The 26,659-nt window shown below is 71.3% G+C and carries 20 protein-coding genes and 1 pseudogene; 6 read left to right on the forward strand and 15 right to left on the reverse strand.

Annotation, left to right across the window (positions count from 1 at the left end):
• Positions 1 to 1,074 (forward strand): annotated as a pseudogene (locus tag HG543_RS54625) (hypothetical protein); the annotation flags it as partial.
• Between the two features lie 41 nt (positions 1,075 to 1,115).
• Here the strand turns inward: HG543_RS54625 and HG543_RS29905 are convergent.
• On the reverse strand, positions 1,116 to 1,913 hold the full coding sequence (locus tag HG543_RS29905; RefSeq protein WP_169348305.1) for a class I SAM-dependent methyltransferase: 798 nt from the start codon (positions 1,911 to 1,913) through the stop codon (positions 1,116 to 1,118).
• Between the two features lie 103 nt (positions 1,914 to 2,016).
• Between HG543_RS29905 and HG543_RS29910 the strand changes: the two genes are divergently transcribed.
• Together HG543_RS29910 and HG543_RS29915 are read left to right on the forward strand one after the other, a co-directional pair.
• The gene (locus HG543_RS29910; RefSeq protein ID WP_343073470.1) at positions 2,017 to 3,048 is read left to right on the forward strand and encodes an AraC family transcriptional regulator; all 1,032 of its coding nucleotides are present in this window, start codon (positions 2,017 to 2,019) and stop codon (positions 3,046 to 3,048) included.
• A 94-nt stretch (positions 3,049 to 3,142) separates the two neighbouring features.
• The gene (locus tag HG543_RS29915; protein WP_169348307.1) at positions 3,143 to 3,583 is read left to right on the forward strand and encodes a hypothetical protein; all 441 of its coding nucleotides are present in this window, start codon (positions 3,143 to 3,145) and stop codon (positions 3,581 to 3,583) included.
• A 9-nt stretch (positions 3,584 to 3,592) separates the two neighbouring features.
• On the opposite strand, the gene HG543_RS29920 is transcribed toward HG543_RS29915, so the two are convergent.
• The 11 genes from HG543_RS29920 to HG543_RS29970 all read right to left on the reverse strand — a co-directional run bounded on the left by HG543_RS29920 (position 3,593) and on the right by HG543_RS29970 (position 19,988).
• Positions 3,593 to 4,714, reverse strand: coding sequence for a hypothetical protein (locus tag HG543_RS29920; RefSeq protein ID WP_169348308.1), 1,122 nt, complete (start codon positions 4,712 to 4,714; stop codon positions 3,593 to 3,595).
• Between the two features lie 106 nt (positions 4,715 to 4,820).
• A complete protein-coding gene (gene xdhB, locus HG543_RS29925; RefSeq protein ID WP_169348309.1) occupies positions 4,821 to 8,639 on the reverse strand; it encodes a xanthine dehydrogenase molybdopterin binding subunit in 3,819 nt (1,272 codons plus the stop codon).
• Positions 8,636 to 9,469 carry a xanthine dehydrogenase accessory protein XdhC gene (gene xdhC, locus HG543_RS29930; RefSeq protein ID WP_169348310.1) on the reverse strand — a complete coding sequence of 278 codons (834 nt, stop codon included), beginning with the start codon at positions 9,467 to 9,469 and terminating at the stop codon, positions 8,636 to 8,638. Before xdhC ends, xdhB begins: the two co-directional genes overlap by 4 nt.
• Before the next feature lie 62 nt (positions 9,470 to 9,531).
• The gene (locus tag HG543_RS29935) at positions 9,532 to 10,644 is read right to left on the reverse strand and encodes a spore photoproduct lyase family protein (RefSeq protein WP_343073471.1); all 1,113 of its coding nucleotides are present in this window, start codon (positions 10,642 to 10,644) and stop codon (positions 9,532 to 9,534) included.
• Positions 10,645 to 10,898: 254 nt separating this feature from the next.
• Positions 10,899 to 12,080, reverse strand: coding sequence for an NnrS family protein (locus HG543_RS29940; RefSeq protein ID WP_169348311.1), 1,182 nt, complete (start codon positions 12,078 to 12,080; stop codon positions 10,899 to 10,901).
• Entirely contained in the window at positions 12,077 to 12,646 is a 570-nt protein-coding gene (locus tag HG543_RS29945; protein WP_169348312.1) for a hemerythrin domain-containing protein, read from the reverse strand. Before HG543_RS29945 ends, HG543_RS29940 begins: the two co-directional genes overlap by 4 nt.
• A gap of 149 nt (positions 12,647 to 12,795) precedes the next feature.
• On the reverse strand, positions 12,796 to 14,100 hold the full coding sequence (locus HG543_RS29950) for a DUF418 domain-containing protein (protein ID WP_169348313.1): 1,305 nt from the start codon (positions 14,098 to 14,100) through the stop codon (positions 12,796 to 12,798).
• Between the two features lie 83 nt (positions 14,101 to 14,183).
• Complete coding sequence (gene nth / locus HG543_RS29955; RefSeq protein ID WP_169348314.1) at positions 14,184 to 14,816, reverse strand: endonuclease III; 633 nt, start codon at positions 14,814 to 14,816, stop codon at positions 14,184 to 14,186.
• A 179-nt stretch (positions 14,817 to 14,995) separates the two neighbouring features.
• On the reverse strand, positions 14,996 to 16,825 hold the full coding sequence (locus HG543_RS29960) for a hypothetical protein (RefSeq protein ID WP_169348315.1): 1,830 nt from the start codon (positions 16,823 to 16,825) through the stop codon (positions 14,996 to 14,998).
• Between the two features lie 193 nt (positions 16,826 to 17,018).
• Positions 17,019 to 19,370 carry an ethanolamine ammonia-lyase subunit EutB gene (eutB, locus tag HG543_RS29965; RefSeq protein ID WP_171818198.1) on the reverse strand — a complete coding sequence of 784 codons (2,352 nt, stop codon included), beginning with the start codon at positions 19,368 to 19,370 and terminating at the stop codon, positions 17,019 to 17,021.
• Between the two features lie 243 nt (positions 19,371 to 19,613).
• A complete protein-coding gene (locus tag HG543_RS29970; protein ID WP_169348316.1) occupies positions 19,614 to 19,988 on the reverse strand; it encodes a hypothetical protein in 375 nt (124 codons plus the stop codon).
• A gap of 153 nt (positions 19,989 to 20,141) precedes the next feature.
• Between HG543_RS29970 and HG543_RS29975 the strand changes: the two genes are divergently transcribed.
• Complete coding sequence (locus HG543_RS29975; RefSeq protein ID WP_169348317.1) at positions 20,142 to 21,035, forward strand: 1,4-dihydroxy-2-naphthoyl-CoA synthase; 894 nt, start codon at positions 20,142 to 20,144, stop codon at positions 21,033 to 21,035.
• Positions 21,036 to 21,056: 21 nt separating this feature from the next.
• On the opposite strand, the gene trhA is transcribed toward HG543_RS29975, so the two are convergent.
• The 3 genes from trhA to HG543_RS29990 all read right to left on the reverse strand — a co-directional run bounded on the left by trhA (position 21,057) and on the right by HG543_RS29990 (position 23,615).
• The gene (gene trhA, locus HG543_RS29980; protein ID WP_169348318.1) at positions 21,057 to 21,734 is read right to left on the reverse strand and encodes a PAQR family membrane homeostasis protein TrhA; all 678 of its coding nucleotides are present in this window, start codon (positions 21,732 to 21,734) and stop codon (positions 21,057 to 21,059) included.
• Positions 21,735 to 21,898: 164 nt separating this feature from the next.
• Positions 21,899 to 22,321 carry a VOC family protein gene (locus HG543_RS29985; RefSeq protein WP_169348319.1) on the reverse strand — a complete coding sequence of 141 codons (423 nt, stop codon included), beginning with the start codon at positions 22,319 to 22,321 and terminating at the stop codon, positions 21,899 to 21,901.
• 100 nt (positions 22,322 to 22,421) lie between these two features.
• Positions 22,422 to 23,615: a cytochrome P450 gene (locus HG543_RS29990; protein WP_169348320.1), complete on the reverse strand. Its 1,194-nt coding sequence runs from the start codon at positions 23,613 to 23,615 to the stop codon at positions 22,422 to 22,424.
• 163 nt (positions 23,616 to 23,778) lie between these two features.
• Between HG543_RS29990 and HG543_RS29995 the strand changes: the two genes are divergently transcribed.
• Positions 23,779 to 25,416, forward strand: coding sequence for a sigma-54-dependent Fis family transcriptional regulator (locus HG543_RS29995; RefSeq protein WP_169348321.1), 1,638 nt, complete (start codon positions 23,779 to 23,781; stop codon positions 25,414 to 25,416).
• Positions 25,417 to 25,586: 170 nt separating this feature from the next.
• A complete protein-coding gene (locus tag HG543_RS30000) occupies positions 25,587 to 26,534 on the forward strand; it encodes a hypothetical protein (protein ID WP_169348322.1) in 948 nt (315 codons plus the stop codon).
• Positions 26,535 to 26,659: the final 125 nt, after the last annotated feature.

Here is a 26,659-nt window from a genome sequence, read left to right on the forward strand (position 1 = left end):
GCGGGGGGCATGTCCGTGGGCAGCTTCTATCGGCGCTATGGCAGCAAGGCGGGCTTCGCGCGGGAGGTGCGCCAGTGGGCCGAGACCGAACTCTGCCGCATCGCACGCGTGGACTTCGAGCTGGCGCCGGAGCAGCCGGAGCGCAGCTTTCGCGAGGTCTTCGACAGCTTCTGGGAGGACCTGGCGTGGTGCGCGACGAGAAAGCCGGAGCTGTTCCACTTCACCTTCATGCACTGGCATCCGGACTCGCTGGAGCCGGAGGCCCTGGGTGCCCAGGCGCGGGAGGTGGTGAGGGAGGTGCTGGCGCACGGTGAGCGCGAGGGGGCGCTGGCGCCAGGAAGCGTGCAGGTGGGCGAGGGGCTCATCTGGGGAGCGCTGGCGGAGCTGGTGCGAGCCGTGGCGCGAGGGGCCGAGCAGGACGCGCTGGAGAACATCAAGCCCCTGGGGCGGGTGCTCTGGAAGGCGCTGGCGGCGGAGGAGGACTGCGGTGCCGGCGGCGGCCGAACGCCTCCGTCGGAGGGCGCTGGCACCGATGGCACCGAGGCAGGAGGCGGGGGGAGTCCTCCTCTGGAGGGCGCTGGCACCGAAGGTACCGAGGCAGGAGGCGCGGGGAGCCCTCCTCTGGAGGGTGCTGGCTCCAAAGGCGCCGAGGCGGAAGGGGCGGGAACACCTCCTCTGGAGGGGGCTGCGACGGAAGGCTCGGGGCCCAGTGACGTGGGCGCGTCGCATGGGGGCGCCGTGACGCATGAAGCGTTCGGAACGGAAGCCTCGGGTGCGGGAAGTGGAGGGACTCCGCTCTCAGGTCTGGTGCCCGGGGGCGGTTCAACGGTCCGCGACCCTGGGACAGAAGCGCTTGGAGCGACGGGAGTGCGTCGAGGTGACGGCTCCTGCCGGAGCGGGACACGTCCTCCCGCGCGAGAACGTGCTCGCTCCCCCTGCTGCGTGAGCCGCTCCGGTCCGAGCTTCGCCAGGCGGCTCCCTGCTCCGTGCAGTGCCTTCCGGCGTCCTGAAGGAATCGAGCAGGACGTTGCGCAACTCGGCTCCCACCACGCTGTGACAGCCCATCCTCCATGAGGGAGCACGTCAGGCCTACCCGACTTTCCTGAAGGGGGAGGTCAGCGCGTGGGCATGCCCAGCACGTAGCTGATGGGCGGCTTGCCCGGCATCCGCGCCTCGCCCACCTCCCAGGTGTAGCCCTCGCGCGCGAGTGACGCCGTCAGCGCGCGCAGTTCCTCCGGGCGATGGATTCGCAGCGCGGAGACCAGCCCATCCCAGAAGATGATGAGCGGCGCCACGGGAATCACATACGTGAGCAGCAGGCGCAGCGGTGTCATGGGGCGCACCAGCGGGGTGAAGAGTAGGACCAGCAGAGGCACCAGCAGCATGGACAGGAGGCCGCCGGGCGTGCGCCGCACCGACTCGAACGCGGCGATGGGGACGCCCCGGGCCTGCGCGTCCGCGAGCACCGCGCGGGCGTCCTCGGGGCGGAAGTGGTGCAGGGCGTTGAAGAGGGTGCGCATGCCGCGCAGGTCCGCGGGCACGCGCAGAGCGTCCACGGAGCGGTCCAGGTAGGTGGCTCCCTCCGCGTGCGCCCGCTCTCCGGCCTGGGCGTTGGGGTACTTGTCCGTGAGCACCACGTCCGCGTCCACGCCGTGCCGCTCCGCCAGCAGCCGGCGCAGGCGGGGCAGGGGACCCCGGCCGCCAGAGCCCAGGTCGAGCAGCGTGCGGGTGTCGGAGGCGCGGAGGCCGCGCGCCAGCACCTCGGCCGTGGCGTCGAAGAGGCCCAGGCGGGTGCTGACGGTGTGGAGGTAGTCGGTCGTCAGGTCCCTCAGCGAGGAGGGCCACCAGTCCTGGTCGGTGAACTCGAAGAGGTGGAGGCGCGGCAACGGGGCGATGGAAGAGTTCTCGTTCATGGGCCAAGGGTGCCGTCGTATGGGCGGCCGCGCATTGACCGCTGGCGACAGAACGGCTTGCCGCGCGCGCCAGCCCGCCGCTACGGTGACTGGCGTGGCCAGGGTGCCCACATCCCCCAAGGGCGAGCCGTCGCTGTCCGCGCGGATGGCGCGTCAGGCTGCGCGGAAGGCCGAGCAGCTCGGGCTGCCGGTGGAGTCGCTCTGCCGCGAGGTGGGGCTGCGGCTGGAGGACCTGGAGGACCCCGAGCTTCGGATTCCCTACCGCATCCTGGATGACCTGCTGGAGCGGATGGTGGCGGTGTCCGGGGACGCCAACCTGGGCCTGCACCTGTCGCAAATGGAGATGACGGACCTGGACGACCCGGCCACCTTCGTCGTCCTCACCAGCGCCACGTTGCGCGACTCCATGGAGCGGGGCTTCCGCTACCAGCGCGTCTGGGGGGATGGGGAGCGCTTCCGCCTGGAGGAGACGGAGCGCGGGGTTCGCATGCGCTTCACGCCCGTGGGCACGTGGCGTCCCGCCCACCGGCAGCACGCCGAGGTCGCGCTCGCGCAGTTCGCCACCGGCGTGCGCTTCCTCACCGGAGAGGACGTGCGCCCCTTGCGCGTGCGCTTCGTCCATCCCGCGCCGGAGGACACGCGCGAGCACGAGGCCCTCTTCGGCTGCCCGCTGGAGTTCGGCGCGCCCGCCAACGACATCGAGTTTTCGCACGAGGACGCGCGGCGGCCCTTCGTCCACGCGGACGCGCTGTTGAACGCGATGTTCGAGCGGCAGGCCCGGCAGGCGCTGGCGCAGATGCCCCAGCCCACCACCGCCAGCGAGCGCGTGCGGGAGGAGGTGCGGCGCACGCTGGCCGGAGGCGACTTCTCCTTCGCCGCGGTGGCCCGAACTCTGCGGCTGCCCCCGCGCACGCTGCAGCGGCGGCTGTCGGACGAGGGACAGTCCTACGCCGGCATCGTCGAGGCGCTGCGCCGCGAGCTGGCCGAAGTCTACCTGCGGCGCCGGATGTCCATCGCCGAGGTGTCCTTCCTCCTGGGCTACGCGGAGCCGGCGGCGTTCCACCGCGCCTTCAAGCGCTGGTGGGGCACCAGCCCGGAGTCCTTCCGGCGCGAGCGGCTCCAGTCCCCGCCGTGAGGCCGGGACGTGAGCCGAGGACCCCTATTTTCAGGGAACGTCCGACGGCGGGACGACGCGGTAGCATCACCGGTCCATCCAAGGGGGTTCACGCATGTCCACGCTGACGCCGGTCCTTCGTTCCGTCCTGGTCGCCGCGGTGTTGCTCGGCACCGCCACCGCCCGCGCGGAGGACGTCATCCACGGCATCGTCGCCGTGACGCACGAGGGTGAGTGCACGAGCGCGCTCGGCTACGTGGTGGAGGTGGGCGAGGCCGACAAGGTCGCGAAGGCGGCGGAGCAGAAGGCCCGCGCGCAATACCCGGCGCTGAAGCGGCTGAACCACAAGGACAATGACAAGAAGGGCAAGAGCCTGGGGCGGCACGTGGTGGTGGTGTCCGCGGGCGTGGGCAAGCCCGGCTGCACCGGCCGCGCCATGGGCGTGGGGTTCGGCAAGGACGAGGCCGCCGCGCTCAAGGATGCGAAGAGCCACCTGGGCAAGAGCTTCCCGCTCCACGCCGGGGACGTGAAGGTCGAACACAGCCAGGGTTACTGAGGCGCAGTGTCAGTCCGCCAGCGCGGCCACGGGCTGGACCTTCCCCGGCTCCGTCGAGTCGAGGTGCGACTTCCACGGGCCGTAGTGCTCATCGGACGGCGTATAGGTGAGGTAGACGTCGCCGAATGCTCCCGTCTCCGGCGTCGCGCGCAGCCACAGGTGCAGCGTGCCGTCGGCGTCGAAGCGCGCCAGGCCGATGGAGCGCTCTGGCACGGCGTCGAGCTTCGGCACGGGCGGCACCTCCTTCTTCTTGGGCGGCGCTTGGTGCTCGGCGAGGGCTTTCTGCAGCCACGGCCACACGAGCAGCTCCTGGTGTCGCTCCCGCTGCGCTTCGACACGCTGGACGATGGCTGGGAGGACCTGGGCGCGGAACACCGCGAGCGCCGAGGGAGTCCAGCCCGTCCAGCGGTCGGTGTCCCTCAAGCACCCATTCAGGCGCGTCAGCTCCTTCTCTGAATCGAAGGCCTCGGGCTGCGCGAGCCACGTCTCGTAGAACGTCCGGATGAACCACTCCTGGTCATGCCGGACCACGACCACGCTCCGGTTCCAGTCCCACTTCGGCGCGAGCCCGACCTTCATCGGGGTCCACGTCTGGAAGCCGGAGTGGATGTCCAGGAAGCGCTGAAGCTCGGCCCAGCGCTTCTTCGGGTCGGAGAGCGACTCGATGCGCGTGCGGCACCGGCGCATGTCCTCGGGTGTGGCCCTGGGGTCCGTCAGGATGATGTCACAGGACTTCTCCAGGGCCCCGCCGTCCACCTCGGCCCGGAGCGCCGCCAGTTCCTCGGCCCTGCGCTGCTGCGACTGATGGCTCGCGACCCGCTCTCCCAGGTGGAACGCCAGGAGGGACAGGCCGGCGCAGACCACCGGCGCCAGCAGCGGCAGTCCCAGCCCGAGCGGAACGTCCTCCCACGGACGGCTGGAGAAGAACCGCCGCCAGCCTGCCCAGACGGTGACGAACAGGGGCGTGGCCGCCACCAGCACCGCGACCACGGTGATGACGATGTGAAGCGTCGTCATGCCCCGGTGGTACGCCTCGCTGGTGAAGCCGAGGGTGGTGAGGGCGAAGCCCAGCACGGCGAGGCTCAGCGCCAGCGTGACGAGGAGGCACAGCACGGCGAGGACGGCGCTCATACCCACCGAAGGTATCCGAACCGTCCCCTATCCGGGAGGGGCCGGAGGCCACGGCCACACCGGAGGAACCGGCGGGACCTTCCCCGGCTACCGTCGTCGTCGAACCTCAGGCCGCCTCGCGTCCGTCCTCCTTCGCGCCGCGCGCCAGCCGCTTCTGGATGGCCAGGAACAGCGCCTCGTGCGTGGCGGGCGAGGCCAGCTCCACCTCGCCGCCGGGCTCGCCGAACGCGGCCACCGCGTCCCGCAGCGCCTCGCGCGCGGCCAGCGCCAGCATCAGCGGCGGCTCGCCCACGGCCTTGCTGCCGTGAATCGTGTTGTGCTGCCGCGCCTTCTCCAGCAGCCGCACCCGGAAGTCGATGGGCGCGTCGCTGAACGCCGGAATCGCGTACGTGCTCGCCGAGTGCGTCAGCAGCCGCCCGTTGGCGTCCCAGCGCAAGTCCTCCCCGGTGAGCCACCCCAGGCCCTGCACGAAGCCGCCTTCAATCTGCCCCCGGTCCACGCCCGGGTTGAGAGAGTCGCCCACGTCCTCCAGCAGGTCCACGCGCAGCACGCGCTTCATGCCCGTGTACCCGTCCACCTCCACCTCGCACACCGCCGCGCCGTAGGCGAAGTAGAGGAAGGGCCGGCCCCGGCCGCGCGCCTTGTCGTAGCCGATGCCCGGCGTCTGGTAGTAGCCCGTGACGGACAGGCCCACGCGCGCCATGTACGCGGCCTCCGTCACGCTCTCGAAGGGCAGGGCGAGCTCGGGCGCGCCCGGCGGCGCCACGCGCCCGTCCTCGAACACCAGCGCCTCCGGCGCCACGGTGCGCCCGTGCTTCTCCGCGAGCAGCCGCGCCGCCACCGGGGCCAGCCGCTCGCGCAGCGTGACACACGCATTGCGCACGGCGGCGCCATTCAGGTCCGAGCCGCTGGAGGCCGCGGTGGCCGACGTGTTGGGCACCTTGTCCGTCGCCGTCTTCGCCATCCGCACCGCGCTGGCGGGCAGACCCAGCTCGCGCATGGCCACGCCCAGCACCTTGGTGTGCAGGCCCTGGCCCATCTCCGTGCCACCGTGCGACACCATCACCGAGCCGTCCCGGTACACGTGCACCAGCGCGCCGGCCTGGTTGAGGTGGGTGGCCGTGAAGGAGATGCCGAACTTCATCGGCGTGAGCGCCAGCCCCCGCTTGATGCGCGGTGAGCGCGCGTTGAACGCGTCCACCTCCTGCCGCCGCCGCGCGAACTCCGAGGACTCCTTCAGCTCGCGCCACAGCTTCGGCAGCCGCTCGTCCTCCAGCTCCTGCCCGTAGTGCGTGGTGTTCGTCTCGCCCGAGCCGGAATAGAGGTTCCGTTCCCGCACCTCCTCCGGGGGCAGGCCCACGGCGCGGGCCACGCGCGCGAGAATCTCCTCGCACACCAGCATGCCCTGCGGGCCACCGAAGCCGCGGAAGGCCGTGTTGGACACCAGGTGCGTCTTCGCCACCCGTCCCGAGTACGCCGCGGTTGGCACGTAGTAGCCGTTGTCGATGTGGAAGAGGGCACGGTCCAGGATGGACTCGGACAAATCCAGGGACCAGCCGCCGTTGGACACCAACTGCGCGCGCACCGCGAGCAGCCGGCCCGTGTTGTCGAAGCCCACCTCGAAGCTGGCGTGGAACGGGTGGCGCTTGCCGGTGAGCGTCATGTCCACGTCACGGTCCAGCATCCACCGCACCGGCCGGCCCGTGTGCCACGCGGCCAGCGCCACCAGCGCGGCGGGGGCGTTGCCCTGCGTCTCCTTGCCACCGAAGCCGCCGCCCATGCGCGGCGCCTGCACCACCACCCGGCTGCGCGGCAAATCCAGCACGTGCGACACCACCTGCTGCACCTCGGACGGGTGCTGGGTGGAGGACGTCACCGTGACGTCGCCGTCGTCTCCGCGCTCGGCGAAGGCGGCGTGCGTCTCCAGGTAGAAGTGCTCCTGGCCGCCGATGGACAGCGTGCCAGACAACCGCTGGGGGCTGGCCGCGAGGGCCGCGTCCACGTCGCCCCGGCGGATGACGTGCGGCTGGGTGTGGTAGCTGTCCTGCGCCATCGCATCCTCCACGGTGAGGACGGCGGGCAGCGGCTCGTACTCCACCACCACGGCGCGCGCGGCGGCGCGGCAGGCCTCGACGGACTCGCCCACCACCAGCGCCACCACCTGCCCGTGGAAGAGCACCTCCCGGTCCGCGAGCAGCGGCTCGTCATGGCGGATGGGGCCGGTGTCATTCTTTCCGGGGATGTCCTCGGCCATCAGCACCGCCACCACGCCGGGCAGCTTCCGCGCCGCGATGGGGTCCCTCTTCAGAATCCGCGCGCGCGCGTGCGGCGAGCACACCGGCCACACCTCCAGCATGGGCCGCTGCTGCGCCAGGTCATCCACGTACTTCGAGGCGCCCGTCACGTGGCCCAGCGCGCTCTCGTGCCGCAGCTCGCGCCCGGCGTCGGCCGGAGTTCCCGGCTCGCCCAGGGTGAAGCGTGGCGCGGCGTCCAGCGACGGGCTGCGCTCGCCGGTGAAGAACTTCTCGAAGAGGCCCGCCACCAGCCCGCGCCGGTACTCCGCGCTGCCGCGCAGGTCGCTGATGGGGGTGATTTCCTCCGCCAGCACGGGCAGCACGCGCGCCACCGTCTCGCGCGTCCACGGCTGTCCGGTGAGCAGTTCCTCCGCGCGGCGCGCGCGCACCGGCGTGGCCGCCACGCCGCCGTAGGCCAGCCGCGCCAGCCGCACCCCGCCGTCCGCGTCCAGCTCCACGCGGAAGCCCGCGGCGACGATGCTGATGTCCAGCTCTCGCCGCTTGGACACCTTGAAGGAGTCCGACAGCCGCTTCCCACCCGCCGGAACGGAAGCGTGGGGAATGACGATGTCGCGCACGATTTCATCCGGCCGCAGCGCCGTCTTCCGGTACGCGAGGAAGAACTCGGACAGCGGCACCACGCGCTCGCCCTTCACCGACGCGAGGACGAGCCACGCGTCCAGCGCGAGCAGCACGGGCGCCATGTCGCCGATGGGCGAGGCCGTCACCAGGTTGCCGGCCAGCGTGGCGCGCTGGCGAATCTGCCGGGAGGCGAAGACGTTCAGCATCTTCGCCACCTCCGGGAAGTCGGCGCCGACGGCGTCCTCCAGCTCCACGAGCGAGGCCGCGCCGCCCACGTACCACCCGTCCGCCTCGCGGCGGATGGCGCGCAGCGACTCCACGCCCTCGGTGGAGATGAGGAACGGGTAGCGGCGGGCCTTCTTGGTGATGTCCACGCCCAGCTCGGTGGCGCCGGCCACGAGCAGCGCCTCGGGGTGCGCGGCCCGGAGCGCGAGCAGCTCCTCGTAGGACGTGGGGCGGAGGAACGTCTGTCCACGCGCCTCGTAGCGCACGGGCGGCAGCGGCGAGGCGGGGCCGCCCAGGGGCAGGCCCGGCAGCGGCTCGCGCGAGGCGCCGGCGTCACGGCTCGCGAGCGCCTCCATCATCGCGTCGCGGATGGGGCGGTAGCCGGTGCAGCGGCAGAGGTTTCCGCAGAGCTGGTCCGCCACCGCCTCGGGCGTGCAGACCTCCTTGCGCGAGTACGCCTCCACCATGGAGACGACGAAGCCCGGCGTGCAGAAGCCGCACTGCGAGCCGTAGTGCTTCACCATCGCCTGCTGCACGGGGTGGGGCTGTTCGCGGCGGCCCACGCCCTCCACCGTCACCAGCTCGCGCCCGGCCACCATGGGCACCAGCGCGATGCAGCTGTTGAAGGCACGCAGCACCCGGTGGCCCTGGGCGTCCTTGTCCACCATGGCCACGGTGCACGCGCCGCAGTCGCCCTCGGCGCAGCCCTGCTTCGTTCCGGTGAGGCCGCGCGCGCGCAGGAACTCCAGCAGCGGGGTGTTGGGGGCCACGTCGTCGACACGGACGGGCGTGCCGTTGAGCAGGAACTCGAACATGTCGCTCATTCTCCCGAGGAAACCTCGCGCAGGCGGGGGGACTCCGCCGCCGCGGTTTCGGACTGCGTGTCCACGGCCAGCCCATGGTGCACCTGGAGCAGGCCCGCGGCGATGCTCACCGCGACCTCCTGCGGCGACTTGCCGCCAATCTCCACGCCCATGGGGCACTGCACCCGCTCCATCTGCCGCGCCGTCACGCCGCGGGCTTCCAGCCGCTGACGGAACCGCGCCCACTTCGTCCGGCTGCCGATGAGGCCCAGGTATCGCGCGGGCTTCGTCACCGCGAAGGCGATGATGTCCTGGTCCAGGTCATGCCGGTGCGTCATCACCGCCACGTACGTGCGGCGCGCGTCCCAGAGGGCGCGCCCGGCGAACACGTCCCACGGCTCCTCGTGGCGCACCACGGAAGGTGGGATGCGCTCGCCGTGGAGCCACTCGGGGCGCTCGTCCACGAGGTGGACGCGGAAGGGGGTGTCCTCCAGCGTGCGGCACAGCGCCTGCCCCACGTGCCCGGCGCCGAAGAGGTACAGGCGCGGGCCGTGGTTGACGGGCTCCACGAAGACGTCCACCACGCCGCCGCAGCACTGGCCCAGCTTCGCGCCCAGCGGGTAGCGGAAGGCGCGCGCCTCGCCCTTCTCGAGGCAGGCCCGCGCGTCCGCGAGCACCAGCTGCTCCAGGTGTCCGCCCCCGACGGTGCCGTGGAAGACGCCGTCCGCGCGGACGAGCAGCTTCGCCCCGGGCTCGGCGGGCGTACTGCCCTGGTGGCCCGTCACGGTGGCGACGGCGAAGGGCACATCGGCTTGTGACCACTCCGCCAGCTGGCGGACCCAATCCCACATGGTCCGAGCGAGTCTGCCACAGGCCGGCCCTCCGGCGTCAGGGCCCTCACGGGCGGTGCGGGTCAGAAGGCGTATCTCACCTGGCAGTAGGGCAGGCGGCGGGCCAGCAGCGCCTTGAACTCGGAGACGAGGCGGCCCTTGAGCCCCGTGCGATAGCGGACGTTGTCGCCGCCGCCCTGGGACACCTTGGCCTCCTGCGTCTCGGGCGTCCACAGCAGCGCCTCGGCCTTGGGGTGCCAGCGCAGATTCACTTCGTGCAGGCCGGCGTGGTGGGTGAGGAAGATGACCTCGGCGGCGAGCTGGGCCTTCGCGGCGGGGTTGAGCGCGGCGTCCACCTGCTGGAACAGCTCGTCGTACTCCGCCTGCCAGCCCTCGTAGACGACGACGGGGGAGAAGTTGAGGTGCACCTCGTAGCCGGCGGCCACGAAGTCGTTGATGGCGGCGATGCGCTCGGCGATGGGGCTGGTGCGCACGTCCAGCAGCTTCGCCTTGGCGTGCGGCATGAGGCTGAAGCGGATGCGCGTCTTGCCCCGGGGCGCGTAGTCCAGCAGCTCGCGGTTGACGAGCTTGGTGGCGAAGGTGCCCATGGCGTTGGGCAGCGTGGTGAACAGCCGGACCAGATCCCTCACGTTGTCGCTGAGGGCCGCGTCCGCCGCGCAGTCACTGTTGCAGCCGATGTCATAGGCCCAGTAGCGCGGGTCCACGCTGTTGGCCTCCGTCTTCGGCCCCAGCTTCTGGGCATGCCGGCGGATGGCCGCGAGGACGCGGTCGATGTTGACGAAGACGGTGACGGGGTTGGCGAAGCCCTTGTGGCGCGGCACGTAGCAGTACGCGCAGCTCATGACGCAGCCGTTGGCGGTGGACGGGGGGATGAAGTCGCAGCTGCGGCCATTGGGGGTGAAGGACATCGTCTTCTTCACGCCCAGCACCAGGGTGCTGCCCTTGATGCGGTTCCACGCCTCGGCGTTGCCCTCGTTGCCGAAGAGGCCGGGGATGTTCTGGTGCGAGGGGACGGGGATGCGCTCCGCGTCCGGGAAGCGCGCGAGGATTTCGCGCCCGCGCAGGTGCTCCTCCACCTTCGGCTCCAGGTAGATGCGAGAGACCTTCAGCAGTGTGTCCAGCGGGCCCGGGCCCATGGGACGCGGGGGCGGGGCGAACAGGTCGAGGTTCGTCACCGGGAGGATGTAACGCGATGCCCGCTGCGCCGCCGGGCCCACCCGGCGGGCCCCACCCTGGAGCCCTGGAGGGCCGGCGGGGACATTGTCGCTCGCTCGACATCCGGGCCAGGAGTGAATTCCTCCAGAGCGGGAGACCTTCATGCGCGGACAGGCGGAAGAGGCGCCCTCGGTCGACGCCGAATCCGAGGACATCGAGGTCGACGACCCGTAGCCCTCGCGCGCTCTCGGGGGGCGCCGGGCGTCCGCGCCGCTCAGGCGTGAGGCGTGGGCGCTCCGCGCGTGAGGGGCACGAGGAAGAGGGCCCATAGCGCCGTCGCCGTGAGGAACGCCCCCGCCGCCAGCCCCAGCCAGAGCGTGAAGTGCGCGGAGGTGAAGGGCACGAGGAGCCGGGACACCATGGCCACCCCCATCAGCGCTCCCACCGTGCCCACCTGCCACGGGCGGCCCATGAGCAGCCGCCCGTGTCCCCCGTGCGCGAGCACCACGTGCGTGGAGACCGCGAGCGCCATCAGCCCGAAGCAGCCGAGGAAGACGACGTGCAGCCCCGCCGTGCGCAGCTCGGGCCGCAGCGCCACCACGAGGTAGCCCAGCGGCAGCAGCCACGCGGAGGCCCAGATGAGCCACCGATGGAGCCCGGCCTGCGTGGGTGGGCGCCACAGCCGCGTCGGCCCCACCAGGGCCACCGCCACCACCACCGCCCGCAGGGCATGACCCCAGCGCGAGGACACCAGCGGCTCCAGGAAGAAGCTCGCCACGAAGGCCAGCGCCGCGGCGACATGCAGCCCCTGCTTCAGCCGCCGCCGCGTCCCCGCGTCCGCGCCCGGCGGCTCGCCGTGGAGGAACATGGGCAGCAACATGCCGCCGACGCCCAGCACCAGCCCGGCGAAGAGGCCCTGCAGCAACAGCCCCGTGCCCAGCGCGTGCAGCCAGCGCGGCCCCATGCCCGGAGGCACGGCCGTCAGCACCGCGCCGGCCGCGCCCAGGCCCAGCGCCATGGGCACCCACACCATGCCCTCCGGCACCGTGCGCCCCGGCCCCGGCGCCAGGATGCGCGGCACGACGAAGGACAGCAGCACCCCGAGCTGCGCGAGGAAGAACGCCTCCGCCAGCCACCAGGCCTCCCACCACGCGCTCGCGGTGACGGCCACCGGCAGCAGCAGGGAGATGCCCACCCGCGCGGCGGACGGGCCTTCCGTCCCGGTGCGGCGGGGGATGAAGGTGTAGAGGAAGCCCAGCGCGAAGCAGAGCATGAAGCCCTGCACCAGCGTCAGCGCGTGCGTCGTCGAGCGCCACGCCGAGGCGAGGCCCAGGGCGTACAGCAGCCACGGCAGCACGCCCACCTGGCCCAGCACCACGCCCAGCGGGAAGAACAGCCGGTACGGCTCGCGGCGCCATACCGGCACCGGCCGTTCCGCGGACAGGGACGCCGTCATGGCGCTTCTCCTTCTCGCGGAGGGGCTGTCTTCGGCGCCCGCCGCGCGCGCATCTCCGCGAGCAGCGCCCGTGCCTCCTCGGGCGGGAGCACCTTCCGCGCCTCCGGGAAGAGCGTCCGCTCCTCGTGGTACAGGTGCGCCTCGAGCTGCGCCGCGAGCCGCTCGCTGTTGCGGGTCAGCTCCGGCTCCAGCGGGGGGTGTCGCTCGGGCGCCTCGGCCAGCTCCTTCCAGACGGCGATGAGGACGGCCAGCAGGGCCTCGATGTCCGCGTGCTGCCGGGACATCTCCAGGAGCGCCTCCACGGCCTCGGGGGAAAGCCCCGCCTGGAGCAGCCGCGGCGCGAGGGACGCGTCCTCGTCGTCCACGTGCAGCGGGAAGGCCTCGGTGAAGTAGCGCACCAGCCCCCGGGCGGCCTCCGAGCGCTCGTGAGGAGGCACCTCCGCCTGCCGGGCGAGCCGCAGCCCGACGAGGCTGAACTCGCGAATCCGCTCATGGCACTCCATGAGGAGCTGGAAGGCATCCTCGGATGGAGGCTCGGCGGGCTTGAATCGAAGCTGGATGAGCATGGCGTCTCCAGCTCCCGGGTTCTGCAACGAAGGCGCCAGTCTCGTGACACCAACGATTCGGGCACGTTGCGCGCCATGGCCCGCGCAGGACATGCGGGCCCGTGGGGCGACGCGCAGGTCCTGCGTCGTCTGGCCGGTGGCTCTCCGCGTCAGGCCGCGACGGGCGCCTGCTGGCCCGGCCGGTCGTCGCGGCGCATGGGCTGGGCCTTGCCGTAGGTGAGCGAGCGCCACACCCACTCCGCGGGGCCGAAGCGGAAGCGCGACAGCCACAGGTGGCTGAACACCACCTGCACTGCGAAGATGGGCAGGCAGAGGGCGAAGACGCCGACAGGGCCCACCTTCGTAATCAGTCCCAGGCCGTAGCCATAGAAGATGAAGAGGCTGATGACCGTCTGCGACAGGTAGTTCGTCAGCGCCATGCGGCCCACGGGCGCCAGCACGCCCAGGACGCGCTGCCACGTGGCGCGCTGGAAGAGCAGGGTGAGGCCCGACACGTAGACGGCCGCGAAGCCCAGCTCGCCCACGTGGCGCATCGGGGCCAGGGCAATGGGCACCCACACGGGCAACGTGTCCGGGGAGAGAATCTTGCGCAGCATGAGCTGCTGGAACACCAGCCCGGTGCCGCTGCCAATCACTCCAGCCACCAGGCCCCAGACGAGCAGCCGGCGGAAGAGCCCCAGGTGCTGGGGCGCGTCATGGAAGATGCGGCGGCGACCCGCCACCAGGCCCAGCACGAAGCGGCCGAAGGTGGCGAGCATGGTGGCGAGAATCATCGGGATGAAGTCGCGCAGGTAGAAGTTGCTGCCCGCCTTCACCACCCGCCACCAGTTTCCGTCGGAGAAGGCCGCCAGCGCTTCCGCCTTGATGGCCCCGGAGCGCTCCGACGCCGCCTTCGCGAGGGCCGCGGCCGCCTCCGGCGTCTCCGCGAGCAGCTGCGGCAGCCGCAGCAGCGTGGTTCCGATGACGGGCCAGACGAGGACCAGCAGCGCCGTGAGGATGAGCAGCGTCCGGTCCGAGCGCTTGCGGAGCAGCAGCAGTCCGAAGCCCAGCACCGCGTACGTGCTGAGGATGTCGCCGTACCAGAGCAGGAACAGGTGGGTGAGGCCCATCAGCAGCATCACCACCAGCCGCCGCGAGTACACCGGGACGATGGAGGCGCCCCGCGCCTCCGCGCGCCCCAGCTGCACCGCGAAGCCCAGGCCGAAGAGGAACGAGAAGATGGTGATGAACTTCCCGGACACCATGGACGAGTAGAACTGGAGGACGGCCTTGTCCAGGAGCGAGGCGCTCTCCATCCACGCCTCCAGCCGGGCTCGCGGCAGGAAGGCCCTGCCGCTGAACCACATGAAGACGTTGGAGATGAACACGCCGCAGAGCGCGAAGCCTCGCAACGTGTCGAGCAGCGCCAGGCGCTCGCTGGAATCGATGGGAGCGGCGGAGGGGGCGGGAGTCATGTCAGAGCGGCCGAACCCAAGCCCGGCCGCCTGTATTCCCTGCGCTCATGCGTCCCATGAGCGGACAGGAATCCCGCAAACGGTCACACGCCGATGCGCGGGCAGACGTCCTTGAAGATGCAGGCCTCGCACTTGGGCTTCTTCGCCGTGCAGGTGTACCGACCGTGGAGGACCATGGCGGGGCCGAAGAAGGTCCACTGCTCCTTGGGGACCAGCTCCATCAGGTCTTCTTCAATCACATCCGGCTTGTCGTGCTTCGTCAGTCCCAGGCGCTGGCTGACGCGGGCGACGTGGGTGTCGACGATGATGCCGGAGGGCAGGTTGAAGGCGGTGTTGAGCACGACGTTCGCCGTCTTGCGCGCCACGCCGGGCAGCGTCACCAGCTCGTCGACGGTGCGAGGCACCTCGCCGCCGAAGTCCGCCAGCAGGGCGCGGCTCATGGCCTGCACGGACTTCGTCTTCTGCTTGAAGAAGCCGGTGGGCTTGAGGTCCTCCTCCAGCTCCGCCGTGTTCGCGTCGGCGAGGGCCTGGGGGCCGGGGTACTTCGGAAAGAGGGTGGCCGTCACGCGGTTGACGCGCTCGTCGGTGCACTGCGCCGCGAGGATGGTGGCGACGAGCAGCTCGAACGGGGTGGACCAGTTGAGCTCGTAGCGCGCGTCCGGGTGGGCTTCACGGAGGCGCTCGAGGAGGACGGGGATTTTCTTCGCGGGAGTCATGTGGGCTCGCTTGTCCAACACCCTACCTGGGGTGTCTGACGTGCGTCACCCGTTCCCCGGCCCCCGGGGCCCGCACCCCGGGGGATTCAAGGCCGCGGCCCGCCACCGACGCTGGGAGCGGGCCGCGAGGGGGACCTGGACCTGGCGGGTTGCCGACCCGCCCGTCAGTGGAAGGTGCGCTACCCGCACCACTCGGCGGGAGCGTGGAAGTCGAGCTGGATTTCGGACGACGTCGTGCTGGGGCTATTGAGCACGAACATGGGCGTCGGCGGATCGAAGTAGTTCCCCATGCTCACGGACGGGGCGCCCGGGCCGACAATCAGGGCGCTGCCGCGAGGCTGCAGCACGCGGCCGCTGCCATCCGCCGCCTTCATCGTCACGTACATGCTGGAGAAGAACGAGGGCAGCTGGCGCTTCACCCAGCCGTTGATGTTGGCCGAGAACGCCCCGGTGTACTGCCAGGTCGAGTTCGAAGGATCCGGCCACACCAGGGTCGAGACCTCGACCTGGCCCCGCGAGGGAACGCCGCCGTTCGGGCAGAGCGCGCGCACGTGGACCTTGTGCTCGGGCAGCTTGCCCGTCTTGCTGAAGAAGAAATAGAGCGGCCCGGTGGAGGCGCGAAGCTGCCAGCGGCCCGAGCTGTCCGCGGTGGGGAAGCTCGTGCCGGTGTCGGACACCACGAACAGCGGGGCCGTGGGGAAGGCGAGCGAATACGTCCTGCCGGAGCCGGCGACCGGGCCGCGCGCGGTGTCCATCGTCCAGACCGCCACCACCACGTCGTCGGTGCTCTCGAACTTCAGGGCGCGCACCCCGGAGAGGTCATCGCCGGGCAAGGAGCCGGGCATGCTCTGGGTCCGCGCGTCGAAGTAGGCCCCCTGGTACGTGCGCCCCGCCGCGACGCGGTTGAAGACCTGGAGCATGTACATGCTCGGGTGGCACACGTAGCCGGCCACCCCGGAGATGAAGCCATACGTCGAGTAGCGGCAGCCGTCGGCCTCGCCCGCCTTGGGGTCCATGAACCCCGCCAGCCTGCCCTCGTACTGCTGCGAGAGCGCGGACCAGAAGTTGATGTGGGGCAGGTCCGCTTCGATGGAGCGCAGCAGGATGGCGGCGTTGTTGTGGGCGCCCACCTCGCGGGGGTTCCAGAAGTCGCCGACCTCGGTGATGTCGATGGGGTACGCCGAGAAGCCCGCCTGCGGCTGGTTCAGCTTCCGCCGGAAGAGCGCCAGCGTGTCATGGCTGTACGGGTAGGCGTGGAAGCCGAACCGCTGCACCTGGCCCAGGCTGTCGGCGCGGAGGTTCAGCAGCCTGCGGTACTCGGGGAGGAAGCTGTCGGCGTAGGTGGCGGAGTCCGTGGTGAGCCCGGCGGAGATGACCACCGCGCTGGGGACGGCCTGGTGGATGGCCGTGGTCACCCGGATGAGCATCTGCGCGTAGGCCCGCGCCTCGGCGGCGGTGTCATTCGACGCGCGCCAGAAGAGGCCGAGGTAGTTCGGCTCGTTCCAGACCTCGTACACCACGCGGCCGGGGTGGTTCGTCTGTCGGGCGATTTCAGCCGCGAACGCCTCGAGGTTCCGGAGGAAGCCCTCGCTCATGAAGTTGCCGTCGAGGGTGTAGTCGGTGATGCCGATGTGCACGTGGATGCCGCTGTCCACGAGCCGTTTGACGACCTGTCCGTAGCCCTCGTACGTCCATCCGCCGCCGCCCACCGTGAAGCTCCGGCGGTCGGCGTCGAGGCGCACCCAGCGGACGCCCGCGCGCTTCGCCGTGTCCAGGGGGATGTAGCCGGGCCCGGAGGCGAAGAGCTGGCCGAGCTCGCTCGTGTCGTGTCCGAAGGTGAGGCCCACGCGGTCCACGGGCGCGGGGAGTCCGGCGGCCGGCGCCCGGGGTGGCGTCATGAACGGGCTCGGCATGGTGACGTACGTCGGCGTCTGCGCGAGGGCGGGGCTGGCGGTCACCGCCATCACCGCGAGCAGCAGGGTGAGGATGCGTCGGGGATTGACGTGCATCGGTTGCATTCTCCGTGGTGGAAGCGCTGCTCCCGGTCATCCGGGAGCAGCGAGCTCGAGCGAAGTCACGGGGCGCGGACAGCGTCCGCCCCGGCCTCGGGGAAATTCCTTTCGGTGCTGCCCATGGACACACCGTCGGAAAATCCGTCGCACGGAAAATGGCGCGGGAGGTCAGGCCCGCTCCGGGTTGGGCTCAGGGGCCCACGGGCGCGAGCTGCTGGAGCAGCCGCACTGTCTCCGGCGCGGCCAGCGCTGGCGCGTACGCGGTGAGCGCGATGCCGGACACGACGCGGGTGATGTTGTGGTCCACCTGGCCCGCCCGAGACCAGACCGCCGCGGTGGGCGCGGTGATGTACGCGGAGAAGGTGTGGTGGCCCGTGCCGGGACGCTCGCCGATGACGTGGATGATGGCGCGATGCTTTTTCGCGTCCCCCAGTCCTCCGTAGAGCGCCTCGCCCACCCGGTAGCCGGCGCGCACGCGGCCGGAGGTGAGCAGCAGATGCTCCGGTGCCACGCTGTAGCCGGCGGAGGTGAGCGCGGAGCGCAGCGCCTGGAGGTAGGGCAGGAGCTGGCCCTCGTCCGTGAGGGCCAGCGCGTTGAGCCCGTCGGACACCAGCAGCTGCACGTCGTACCGGCCGCCGTGCCGTGCGCGCAGCGAGCGCAGCGCGTCCAGCGACACGGCGTCGAGCTGCTCGCCCGTCTCCGGGTGGAGGATGTACTCCGTGCGGTCCTTCGACTTCGTCACCAGCCGCACGGCCTCCGGCATGGCGTTGATGAAGGCCGGCGTCAGCTCCGCGAACAGGCTCTTCTTGGCGTCCGCGTAGACGCGGCGCAGCTCCGCTTCCAGCGCGGGCTCCAGGTCCCACGGATTCGCCCCATGGCCCCGAGCCATGGGCACGCCCCGGGCACGAATCTCCGCGAGCCGCTGTGCTCCCTCCGCGCGGATGTCCTCCTCGGGCCGCATGTCGCCCTTCGCGCGCAGGTATTGGAGGTACACCCAGACCGGGTCACCGAAGTGCTCGGTGGGCCGCCCCGCGGCGTCGATGACGCCCAGGCGCTGGAAGAAGGCCCACATCCGGTCCTCCACCTTGTAGCCGAAGCGCTCGCGCAGCCGGACGTGGTCCTGGAAGCCGGTGGTGAGGTAGCCCAGCATCGGGTCGTTCTTGGTGGGCAGGCCCATGAGGTACGCCGGGTTGGCGGGCATGATGCGCTCCAGGCACCAGTCCAAATCATCCAGCGACACGTCCATGTGCAGCGTGGAGCAGACGTCCAGGCCAATCATCAGCCCGTGCAGCTTGCCCATGACGATGTCCTCCAGGCAGCAGCGCACGAGCTGCTCCCGGGTGCGGAACACCTCCGGGCCGATGAAGCCCGCCACGTCGTTGAGGTGCACCCACGGCGCGGCGGCGCGGCCCGCGCTCTCCTGGGCCCGGGCCACGCGCTGGGTGAGCGCCCGCGCGAAGCCGTACTTGCGCGACTCGTGCAGCACCATGTCGTAGCCGTGCGCGTGCCCGTTGGTGAAGTCCGCGCCCTGGCCCGTCTCGAAGTAGAGGCCATACTTTCCGGAGCGGCCGTCCGCGTACCCGAGCATCTTCTCCACGGAGATGTCGAAGGTGCCATTGGCGGTGTCGCTGCCCGCGATGCTCTGGAACCAGATGCCGGTGGTGCCGGGCTGCAGGCGCTCCACCTCCGCCTGCACGTCGATGTGGGCCAGCACGCAGTGGGGCATCACGTCCTGGAGGCCGAACGTCACCACCAGCTCGTGCAGGGCGGACTCGATGGCGCCCACCGACTCCGGGGTGGAGGACACCGGGTTGCAGCCGAGCACCACGTCGCCCACCGCGTAGGAGAAGCCGTCGAACACCTGCCAGCGGATGTCGTCCACGTTGTCGGTGGGCGAGTTGGGCTGGATGCGCGCGCCCAGGTAGCCCCGAGCCCCGAGGTTGCTGCCCGGCAGCGGGTTGAACACCTTGCGCGCCACGGCGATGAGCTCCTCGTCGCTCATCAGCTTGACGACGCAGCCGATGACGTCGCTGCCCAGCCCCGGCATGAGGGCCTTGATGGCGGCCTCGTCGCTCTCCAGGAGGAACTGCTTCAGCCGGCCCAGCGTCCAGCCCTCCGCCGTGGCCGCGGCCACGCGGTCCTCCGTCTCCAGGAGCAGCGCATGCAGCCTGTCTTGCCGCACGGGGTGCGAGTCGAGGTCCACCAGCCGCGTGTTCTCCAGGAGCCGCCGCGCGTTCTCTCGCGAGGCCTCATCCGCCGCGGCCACGCCCACCAGCGCGTCGCCCTCCTTGAAGGCGTTGGCGGCGCCCAGCACCTGCTTGTAGAGCGTCTCGTCGAAGGCGCCCTTGATGCGGCGCACGTAGCCGAAGACGTCCTCGCCGGACTGCACGTCCGGAATGTGCACTCCCTCGGGCGGTGGGCCCGGAGGAGGGCGGGGTACGGTGGAGTCCTTGCCGCAGCCCAGCAGGGACGCCGCCGCGCCCCCCATCATCGCGGCCAGCACGGTGCGACGGTGCAAAAGGAACCGAGGTCCCGAAGCCATGTCCTGTCCTCACTCGTTGCGCGCTCCGGGAGGCTCCGGCCTCCCTTCCCCCGCGCGTCAGCGGGACATGCTCCGTGGTTCCAGCGAGCACCGACAACCCGGTTTCCCGAGCCAGTGGAGTTCACCCGACGCCCACAAGCCCCGGGGACGGAGTCGCACCCCGAGCGGACAACAGATGCCCTGTACCGCGCGGCGCCTTCCGCGGGTGTCTCCGGTGGAGGCGGGCCGCGTGGGGTGGCGGGCTTACGGCCTGTCGACGGTGCTGGCGACGTTCTCGGGGGTGCCGTCCGGATGGGTGCGCACGTCGAAGGTGGCGCGGACCGGGGAGCCCGGTGGGAGCGACTGACGGAGGAACGCCTCGACGGATTGCTCCCTCGGGATGCGCCTTCCAGCGAGCCGCGTGGCGTGCGTGACGCGCAGGGGGACGGCCGGTCCGTGCGCGCTCTCGACGTAGAGGATGCCCGGGCTCGCCCCGAGCACGCGGCCGGTGAGCTCCTTGCGCTCACCCGGGACGCTCTCGGTGTCGGGGCCGGTGGGGCTGGCCGGACCGGCGCCCCAGGCCGTCGCCTGCGCGCCCAGCATGAGTCCGGCGAGCAACCCCATGGCCTCGCGCTTCATCCGCTACCACCTCCGGCGGGCCCCGCGCCCCGCCATGGGGAACCGTGGCCATCACTCGCGGTGCCAGCAGCGCTCGCTCCCCTGGACGGACGCTGGCACCGGGCCTAGGGTCCGCGCCCGTTCCACCTCTTTCCCGAGAGAGCCACCACCTCCATGGTCTCCGCCATCTTCAACCCGGCCCGTTGGAAGTCCGTCGAGGGCTTCAAGTTCAAGGACATCACCTTCCACCGCGCGGTGGACCAGGGCACCGTGCGCATCGCCTTCAACCGGCCCGAGGTGCGCAACGCCTTCCGTCCCCGCACCGTGGACGAGCTGTCCCGCGCGCTGGAGGCCACGCGCTTCATGACGGACGTGGGCTGCGTGCTCATCACCGGCAACGGCCCCTCGCCCAAGGACGGCGGCTGGGCGTTCTGCTCCGGCGGAGACCAGCGCATTCGCGGCAAGGACGGCTACCAGTACCAGGGCGAAGAGGGCGAGTCGGACCCCGCGAAGCTGGGCCGGCTCCACATCCTGGAGGTGCAGCGGCAGATCCGCTTCCTGCCCAAGGCCGTCATCGCCGTGGTGCCGGGCTGGGCGGTGGGTGGCGGGCACAGCCTGCACGTGGTCTGCGACATGACCATCGCGAGCAAGGAGCACGCCATCTTCAAGCAGACGGACGCGGACGTGGCCAGCTTCGATGGTGGCTACGGCTCGGCGCTGCTGGCGCGGCAGGTGGGCCAGAAGCGCGCGCGCGAAATCTTCTTCGTGGGCGCCAACTACTCGGCGGAGGAGGCCATGAAGATGGGCATGGTCAACGCCGTGGTGCCGCACGCGCAGCTCGAGGAGTTCGCGCTGGACTGGGCCGCGGAGATCAACACCAAGAGCCCCACGGCCATCAAGATGCTGAAGTACGCCTTCAACCTGCCGGATGACGGCATGGTGGGGCAGCAGCTCTTCGCCGGCGAGGCCACGCGCCTGGCCTACGGCACCGACGAGGCCCAGGAGGGCCGCGACGCCTTCGTGCAGAAGCGCAAGCGCGACTTCAAGCGCTTCCCCTGGACGTACTGATTCGTCACGGCGGCCTGGGGCTCAGGGCGTCGCCCACAGCACGTCGATGAGCACGCCGTAGTGCACGCTCGCGGCGGCGATGACCATGAGGTGGAACACCTCGTGGTAGCCGAACACGGTGGGCAGCGGGTCGGGCCATCGGCGTGCGTAGACCACCGCGCCGAGCGCGTACAGGACGCCGCCCGTCACCAGCCAGGCGACGCGCCCCGGGCCGATGATGTCCGGCAGCCACAGCACCACCGGCGCCGCCACCAGGCCCAGGACGACGTAGAGCGCGGAGCGGAGCCCTCGGGAGGCGGAGATGCCCAGTAACGTGAGCGTCACGCCGACGAGGGCGCCGCCCCACATCACCCCGAGGAGCGGGCCGCTCCAGCCGCTCTTCGTCTCCAGCGCGGCCATCGGCGTGAAGCTGCCCGCGATGAGGAGGTAGATGGCGGCATGGTCCAGCCGCTGGAGCCACCGGCAGGCGGCGGCGCTCCAGGTGGGCACGTGGTACAGCCCGCTGGCGCCGAACATCAGCACCAGGCTGACGCCGAACACCTGGGCGGCGAGGTACGGAGCGCCTTGCACCGGCGCCAGGGCCAGGTGGATGCAGCCGGCGATGGCCGCCACGGCCGCGAGCAGGTGCGACAGCCCCCGCAGCCGAGGCTTCACGCTCTCGTCGATGAGATAGGGATTGACGGCTTCTCGGGTCGCCATGCCCTGGACCTATGCACGGCACGTCACGGAGGCGTCAGCCCGCGGAACACGCGTCCACGGTTGGACGCCTGCCGCTCGCAAGCGTCGACCTCTGCACGGCGGCAGGGGCCAGCAGGTGACAGGCTCCGCGCCCATGACGCGGAGCTTCATGACGACGACGTGCGTCAGCCGGCGGGAGTCACCACCACGGAGGGTGCCGTGCGCCGACTCGGGCCGTGGAAGACGACCTCGATGTTGTTGCCGTCCGGGTCCAGCACGAAGGCGGCGTAGTAGCCCGGATGGTACGGGCGCTCACCCGGGCCGCCATTGTCTCGGCCGCCCGCGGCGAGCGCCGCCTTGTGGAAGCGCTGGACGGTCTCCCGGTCCTTCGCCTGGAAGGCGAGGTGCACGCCCCGCTCGGAGGGCGGCGTGCCCGGGTCCACGGGGCTGACGAAGAACTCGTCGGCCTGGAAGAAGTGGCCGGGGCTCTCGCGGGCGATGGGGACGCCGACCACCTCCAGCACGGCGCGGTAGAAGCGCAGGCTGGCGTCCAGGTCGCGGACGCGCAGGTGGACGTGGTCGAACAGGCGGCCCATGTGGAATTCCATGTCGTGGCTCCTTGGCGGAAGGCACCGCCCGCTCGGACGGTGCCACGCGCGCGAGGCTGCCGCGCCCGGTGTTGGAACGACAAGGAGAGAAAGACGGCCGTCAGGCAGGGAACAGCCGGAGCGGCAGCGCCAGCGGTCCCCGGGCGATGAGCGAGCGCGACCACGCGATGGGGCCCGGTGCGAGTGAGAAGTCCCGCAGGCGCGGGAACAGGGCCTCCAGCCCGAGGCGTGCTTCGAGCCGCGCGAGCATCGCTCCGAGGCAGTAGTGGACGCCGTGGCCGAAGACCATGTGGGACTGCCCGCCGCGCGTGAGGTCGAAGCGGTCCGCCTGGGGATACTGGCGCTCGTCGCGGAGGGCCGAGGCCAGCAACACCACGACGGTGGCGCCGCTCGGGATGCGGACGCCACCCACCTCCGTCTCCTCGGTGGCGAGCCGGAGGCTGGAGTGGGCGGGCGGCTCGTAGCGGAGGACCTCCTCGATGAGACGGGGAATGAGGCGCGGGTCCGCGAGCACGCGCGCACGCTCCTCCGGGTGCTCGGACAGGACGTACATCGTGTTGGCGAGGAGGTACACGGTGGTCTCGACACCGGCCGGGAGCAGGCTGAAGAGGAAGCTGATCAGCTCCTCGTGGGTGAGCACCGAGCCGTCGTCGGCCGGGCGGATGAGCTCGCTCACCAGGTCATCTCCGGGGCTGGCGCGGCGCGCTTCGATGATGTCCTCGAAGCACCGCTCCATGTCGACGAGGCTCTGGCGGATGCGCGCCTGTTCCTCCGGAGGGTGCTGGCCCGCGGGGATGCTGACGAGGTCATCCGCCCAGCCCTTGAGCCGCGGGTACGGGTCCGCCTCCAGTCCGAACAGCAGGCCCAGCACGCGCACCGGGAGGCGCAGGGAGAAGGCCTCCACGAAGTCCACTTCGGCTTCCGCCTGGCGGAGGAGGTCGTGGGTGAGTTCGTTGGCGATGGCGCGAATCTTCGGCTCCAGGATGTTCAGGGCCGCGGGGCCGAAAGCCCGGGCCACGCGGCCTCGCAGGCGCGTGTGGGCCGGCGGGTCCTTGACCACGAGCGACTGCGCGGTGGGGTTGCGGTCAATCCAGGGAGGGAGGAAGCCCCGGGCCAGTCCCTCGGACGAGAAGCGGCGCGGGTCCTTCATCACCGCCGCCACGTCCTCGTAGCGGCTGACGGCCCACAAGCCGCCGGGCTCCACCTGGCGGATGCCGGTGCGCCGCAGCTCCGCGTAGAGGGGGTAGGGGTTGGCGCGCGTCTCGGGGCTCATCAGGTCCAGCGTGGGTTGCATGTCCGGGCTCCTCGGAGGCGAAGGGACACCCGCGGCAGAGCAACGCCCGCGCCACCACGGAGGGCCGAGTCGTTTCCGTTGGTTACCTGTCGCTCGCGCGCCGAGGCCCGCGAGGGCTCCTTCAAAACGGAGTAGGCGACTCCTTCAATTTGAAGGAGGGCGCATGCGGCTGGAGGACCTGGACATCCGCGAGCTGCTGGACGTCGATGCGGAGGAGGGCGTGGTCCGCTTCGCGGGGCAGCGGGCGCTCATCCTGGACGCGGTGGCCATGGGGCTGTTGCGCAAGGCGGTGCTGGACACGTTCGGGATGACGGCGGCGCGGGCGGTGCTCACGCGCTTCGCCTTCGCGCACGGCTGGCGCATGGCGGAGGCGCTGTGCTCGGGCTTCACGTGGGAGCGCACGGAGGACTGGCGCAACGCGGGCGGCGTCATCCACCGGCTCCAGGGGCTCATCCGGCTGGTGCCCGGGGCGGAGGATCCGTTCGCTCCCGGGGGCGCCCGGTTGGAGGCGTCCTACGAAGCGGAGCAGCACCGGCTCCACGCGGGCCGCGCGGAGGCGCCGGTGTGCTGGACGCTCACGGGCTTCGCGAGCGGGTACCTCAGTCGCACGGAGGGACAGCCCATCTACGTGCTGGAGGACGCGTGCCTCGGACGCGGGGACGCGGAGTGCCGCTTCCGCGCGAGGACTCGGGAAGAGTGGGGCGCGGAGCTGGAGCCGCACCTGCCGTTCTTCGAATCGGATGGACTGGACGCGGTGCTGCGCCGCGTGGCCGGGGAGCTGAAGCGGAAGGAGAAGCGCCTGGAGGTGCGTCGGAAGGAGCTGGCGCGTGGAGGCGGGGCGGGAATGGACGCGTCCGGAATCGTGGCGTGCAGCGCGGCCATGCGGCGGGTGCTGGAGCTGACGCGGCGGGTGGCGGAGGTGGACTCGACGGTGCTCATCCTGGGGGAGAGCGGGGTGGGCAAGGAGCGGGTGGCGCGGTTGATTCACGAGGCGTCTCCTCGGGCGTCGGAGCCCTTCCTGGCGGTGAATTGCGCGGCGTTGTCGGAGACGCTGCTGGACAGCGAGCTGTTCGGCCATGCGCGAGGGGCCTTCACGGGCGCGGTGAGGGAGCGGCCGGGACTGCTGGAGGCGGCGGGCGGCGGGACGTTGTTCCTGGACGAGGTCGGGGAGCTGGCGCCTTCGGTGCAGGCGAAGCTGTTACGGGCGCTGCAGGAGCGGCAGGTGCGGCGGGTGGGGGAGAACAAGAGCCGGCCCATCCACGTGCGCGTGGTGGCGGCCACCCACCGCGACCTGGCGCGCGAGGTGGAGGCGGGCCGCTTCCGGAAGGACCTCTATTACCGCCTGCGCGTGGTGGAGCTGCGGGTGCCGCCGCTGCGCGAGCGTCGCGAGGACGTGCTGCCACTGGCGCGGGCGCTGCTCGGCGCCGCGGCGGGGCGCATGGGACGGCCGGAACCCTCACTGACGCCACGGGCGGCAGACCAGCTCGTCCGGTACGACTGGCCCGGCAACGTGCGCGAGCTGGAGAACGCGCTGGAGCGGGCGGTGGCGCTCGCGAGGGGCCGGCGCATCGACCTGGAGGACCTGCCCGGAGATGTCCGGGAAGCGCTCCCCGTGCCGGCGGTGGCCGGAGGTGTCCGCCCGCTGGAGGCCGTCGAGCGCGACTACATCCTGGCCGCGCTGGAGCGCAACGACGGCAACCAGACGGTGACGGCGCGACAGCTCGGCATCGGCGCCGCCACGCTGTACCGGAAGCTGAAGCAGTATGGCGCCCTGGCGAAGGACAGGGGCAGAACGGGATGACCTCCGTCCCTGCGCCTCACTGTCGGACCGGCTGTGCCACCGAGGTCGGAGGCAGCCATATGAGCAACCCTCGGCTGACGGTGCTCGACCATGACACCCAGCACTCGTGCACGTTTTCGATGACGAAGAATCTCTTTGCGGTTTGAGCGTGGTGGCTGGAGAAGAGGGGCATGGAATCTCCCTCCCTGACCTTCTTCTGCGAGCTGGAGTCCCATCCGCTGCGGGAGCTGTTCGCCACGCCGGGCGTCATCGAGGACCTGGTGGCGCTGCGGGCCGGCGTGAGCCTCGGCCTGCTGGACCTGGGCCCGGAGCGGGCGGAGGTGGTCCGGCGCCTGCACGATGCGGGTATTCCCGTCACCGCGTGGCTGCTGCTGCCGGAGTCGGAGGGCTACTGGTTCCACGCGGGCAACGTGGCCCAGGCCACCGCGCGCTACGACGTCTTCCGCGCGTGGACGGCCGAGCACGGGCTGAAGTGGGCCCGCGTGGGTCTGGACATCGAGCCCGACATCCGCGAGCTGCGCGGCATCCTCGAGGGCGGCTGGTGGAGGCTGCCGGCCATGCTCCCCCGACTGGTGCGCGGCGGGCGCGTGCGAAAGGGCCGGGCCGGATACACCGCGTTGATGGAGCGCATCCGCGCGGATGGCCACCGGGTGGACACGTACCAGTTCCCCTTCATCGTGGACGAGCGGCAGTCCCGCTCCACGCTGCTGCAGCGCGTGGCCGGCGTGCTGGACCTGCCGGCGGACCGCGAGGTGCTGATGCTCTACACCAGCTTCGTGCGTCCTCACGGCGCGGCCGTGCTGTGGAGCTATGGCCCCGGCGCCGCCTCCATCGCGGTGGGCATCACCGGCGGCGGCGTGGAGTTGCCGGGCGCGAAGCTCGCCGTGCCGCTGGACTGGACGGAGCTGTCGCGAGACCTGCGGCTGGCGGTTCGGTGGACGCACGACCTCCACGTCTTCAGCCTGGAGGGCTGTGTGCGGCAGGGCTTCCTGTCCCGCCTGCGCACCTTCGATTGGGATGCCCCGGTGGACCCGCCCGCGATTCCCGCCCGCCGGGTGGACGCGTTCCGCCGGGCGGCCCGCGCGGTGCTCCGCGCGAGCTCCCACGTGCTTCGCTAACCTCCTTCAGCGAAGTCGGGTCAGGGCCTGACGAGCGACGTCATGGAAGGAGTCCCGCGGCAGCGGAGTGAAAGCCGGGCCGCACAACGTCGCGCCTGATTCAGCCAGGACGTCGTAAGGCCCCA

It is taken from the genome of Pyxidicoccus fallax, assembly GCF_012933655.1.
GTDB classification, from domain to species: domain Bacteria; phylum Myxococcota; class Myxococcia; order Myxococcales; family Myxococcaceae; genus Myxococcus; species Myxococcus fallax.

Coding starts and splice junctions, on each gene's coding strand:
- HG543_RS29905 (WP_169348305.1), bottom strand. CDS start 1,913: ATGAACGAGAACTCTTCCATCGCCCCGTTGCCGCGCCTCCACCTCTTC.
- HG543_RS29915 (WP_169348307.1), top strand. CDS start 3,143: ATGTCCACGCTGACGCCGGTCCTTCGTTCCGTCCTGGTCGCCGCGGTG.
- HG543_RS29920 (WP_169348308.1), bottom strand. CDS start 4,714: ATGAGCGCCGTCCTCGCCGTGCTGTGCCTCCTCGTCACGCTGGCGCTG.
- xdhB (WP_169348309.1), bottom strand. CDS start 8,639: ATGAGCGACATGTTCGAGTTCCTGCTCAACGGCACGCCCGTCCGTGTC.
- xdhC (WP_169348310.1), bottom strand. CDS start 9,469: ATGTGGGATTGGGTCCGCCAGCTGGCGGAGTGGTCACAAGCCGATGTG.
- HG543_RS29940 (WP_169348311.1), bottom strand. CDS start 12,080: ATGACGGCGTCCCTGTCCGCGGAACGGCCGGTGCCGGTATGGCGCCGC.
- HG543_RS29945 (WP_169348312.1), bottom strand. CDS start 12,646: ATGCTCATCCAGCTTCGATTCAAGCCCGCCGAGCCTCCATCCGAGGAT.
- HG543_RS29950 (WP_169348313.1), bottom strand. CDS start 14,100: ATGACTCCCGCCCCCTCCGCCGCTCCCATCGATTCCAGCGAGCGCCTG.
- nth (WP_169348314.1), bottom strand. CDS start 14,816: ATGACTCCCGCGAAGAAAATCCCCGTCCTCCTCGAGCGCCTCCGTGAA.
- HG543_RS29960 (WP_169348315.1), bottom strand. CDS start 16,825: ATGCACGTCAATCCCCGACGCATCCTCACCCTGCTGCTCGCGGTGATG.
- eutB (WP_171818198.1), bottom strand. CDS start 19,370: ATGGCTTCGGGACCTCGGTTCCTTTTGCACCGTCGCACCGTGCTGGCC.
- HG543_RS29970 (WP_169348316.1), bottom strand. CDS start 19,988: ATGAAGCGCGAGGCCATGGGGTTGCTCGCCGGACTCATGCTGGGCGCG.
- HG543_RS29975 (WP_169348317.1), top strand. CDS start 20,142: ATGGTCTCCGCCATCTTCAACCCGGCCCGTTGGAAGTCCGTCGAGGGC.
- trhA (WP_169348318.1), bottom strand. CDS start 21,734: ATGGCGACCCGAGAAGCCGTCAATCCCTATCTCATCGACGAGAGCGTG.
- HG543_RS29985 (WP_169348319.1), bottom strand. CDS start 22,321: ATGGAATTCCACATGGGCCGCCTGTTCGACCACGTCCACCTGCGCGTC.
- HG543_RS29990 (WP_169348320.1), bottom strand. CDS start 23,615: ATGCAACCCACGCTGGACCTGATGAGCCCCGAGACGCGCGCCAACCCC.
- HG543_RS29995 (WP_169348321.1), top strand. CDS start 23,779: ATGCGGCTGGAGGACCTGGACATCCGCGAGCTGCTGGACGTCGATGCG.
- HG543_RS30000 (WP_169348322.1), top strand. CDS start 25,587: ATGGAATCTCCCTCCCTGACCTTCTTCTGCGAGCTGGAGTCCCATCCG.